Below are 1,670 nucleotides of genomic sequence, written 5' to 3'. Positions count from 1 at the left end.
GACCCCGCCATCTGTTTTTCAGTGCCGATCGGGAGGGGGCCACGGCCCCCTCCCGATCGGCGCTAAACTGACGCAGGTCCAGGAGCCTCCAGGCTCCTGGTGGGGGGGCCAGGGGGGCAACGCCCCCCTGGGTCGCACCCGTCCCGCCCTTGCACCCGCCGCCCGCATCCGCTACGCCCCGCCTCGCGCCGGCACCCCTGGAGGCCGGCGCTTGCGTTTGCGGCGCTTGGCGCCCCGGACGCGACACAGCAGCATCTCGCAGATAGGAGCCTGGCATGGTCCAGACTGTTCGGATCGAAGCCGTGGCGCGCGAGCGTGCCGGTAAGGGGGCGGCGCGCGCGACCCGGCGTGGGGGCATGGTCCCCGGAGTGGTCTATGGGGCGAAGCAGGAGGCGACGCTGATCGCCCTCGACCCCCGTGACGTCATCAAGGAACTCACCAAGGGCGGCTGGCAGTCGCACCTCTACGAGGTGGCGGTGAAGGACGGCCCGACCGAGCGCACGATCATGCGCGACGTGCAGTTCGACCCGGTCACCGACCGGCCCATCCACGTTGACTTCCAGCGCGTCGCCCCCGGCGCGCGCATCCGCGTGCGCGTCCCCGTGGTGTTCCTCAACGAGGAGACCAGCCCGGGCCTCAAGGCCGGCGGCGTGCTGAACGTCGTGCGCCGCGAGGTCGAGGTGATGGCCGAGACGGACAAGGTGCCGGATCACTTCGAGATCGATCTCGGCGCCGCGAAGATCGGCGACGGCCTGCGCTGGTCCTCGATCAAGGACAATTTCGGCGCCCGGCCGGTGATCGTCGGCCGCGACTTCATGGTGGCCTCCATCGCCGCGCCGACGACCGAGGCGGAGGCCGCGCCGGCCGCTGCCCCGGCCGCGCCGGAGCCCGCGAAGGGCAAGGGCAAGGCTCCGGCCAAGGGCGGTGCCGCCCCGGCCGCGGCCGCCGCGCCGGCCAAGAAGAAGTAAGCGCCACAGCCGGAGGCCGATGCGGTGCTGCTGTGGGTGGGGCTCGGCAATCCCGGGCCGGAACACGCCCGCCAGCGGCACAACATCGGCTTCATGGCGCTCGACGCGATCGCCGCGCGCCACGGCTTCCCGCCGTGGCGCAAGCGTTTTCGGGGCGAGGCGACGGACGGCGCGGTGGGCGGCGTGAAGATGCTGCTGCTCAAGCCGATGACCTACATGAACGCCAGCGGCGATGCCGTGCAGCAGGCGGCGTCCTTCCTGAAGATCCGGCCGGCCGAGATCTGGGCGTTCCATGACGAGCTTGACCTCGCGCCGGGCAAGGTGCGGGTGAAGAAGGGCGGGGGCACGGCCGGGCACAACGGCCTGCGCGACATGCAGCGCGCGCTCGGCACGCCGGAGTTCGGCCGGGTGCGGCTCGGCATCGGGCATCCGGGCCACAAGGACCGCGTGACGGGCCATGTGCTCGGCAACTTCGCCAAGGTGGACACCTGGGTGGAGCCGCTGCTGGACGCCGTCGCCGATGCCGCGCCGCTGCTGGCGACCGGCAAGCCGGAAGACTTCATGACCCGCGTCGCGCTGCTGACCCAGGAGGCCTGATGGGAGCCGAGGAGCAACTGGCCGGCGGCGTCGGCGCGCCCGGCGTCGAGGACCGCGCGAACGGCGCGGCGCTGCTGGCCGCGGCGCTGGCGCGCGAGGCCGAGG

Annotated in this window: 2 protein-coding genes; both read left to right on the top strand. The window is 72.8% G+C overall.

The genetic code is table 11. The features are described from left to right. Positions 1 to 275: 275 nt before the first annotated feature. Positions 276 to 968, top strand: coding sequence for a 50S ribosomal protein L25/general stress protein Ctc (locus tag L2I40_RS22820; protein WP_237217653.1), 693 nt, complete (start codon positions 276 to 278; stop codon positions 966 to 968). A gap of 24 nt (positions 969 to 992) precedes the next feature. Continuing rightward, complete coding sequence (gene pth / locus L2I40_RS22815; RefSeq protein ID WP_237217652.1) at positions 993 to 1,565, top strand: aminoacyl-tRNA hydrolase; 573 nt, start codon at positions 993 to 995, stop codon at positions 1,563 to 1,565. The last annotated feature ends 105 nt before the right edge of the window (positions 1,566 to 1,670 follow it).

The organism is Falsiroseomonas oryziterrae (assembly GCF_021864505.1).
GTDB classification, from domain to species: domain Bacteria; phylum Pseudomonadota; class Alphaproteobacteria; order Acetobacterales; family Acetobacteraceae; genus Falsiroseomonas; species Falsiroseomonas oryziterrae.
The sequence above is the reverse complement of the archived record's forward strand: the minus strand, read 5'-3'. Positions and strand labels throughout refer to the sequence as shown.

Coding starts and splice junctions, on each gene's coding strand:
- L2I40_RS22820 (WP_237217653.1), top strand. CDS start 276: ATGGTCCAGACTGTTCGGATCGAAGCCGTGGCGCGCGAGCGTGCCGGT.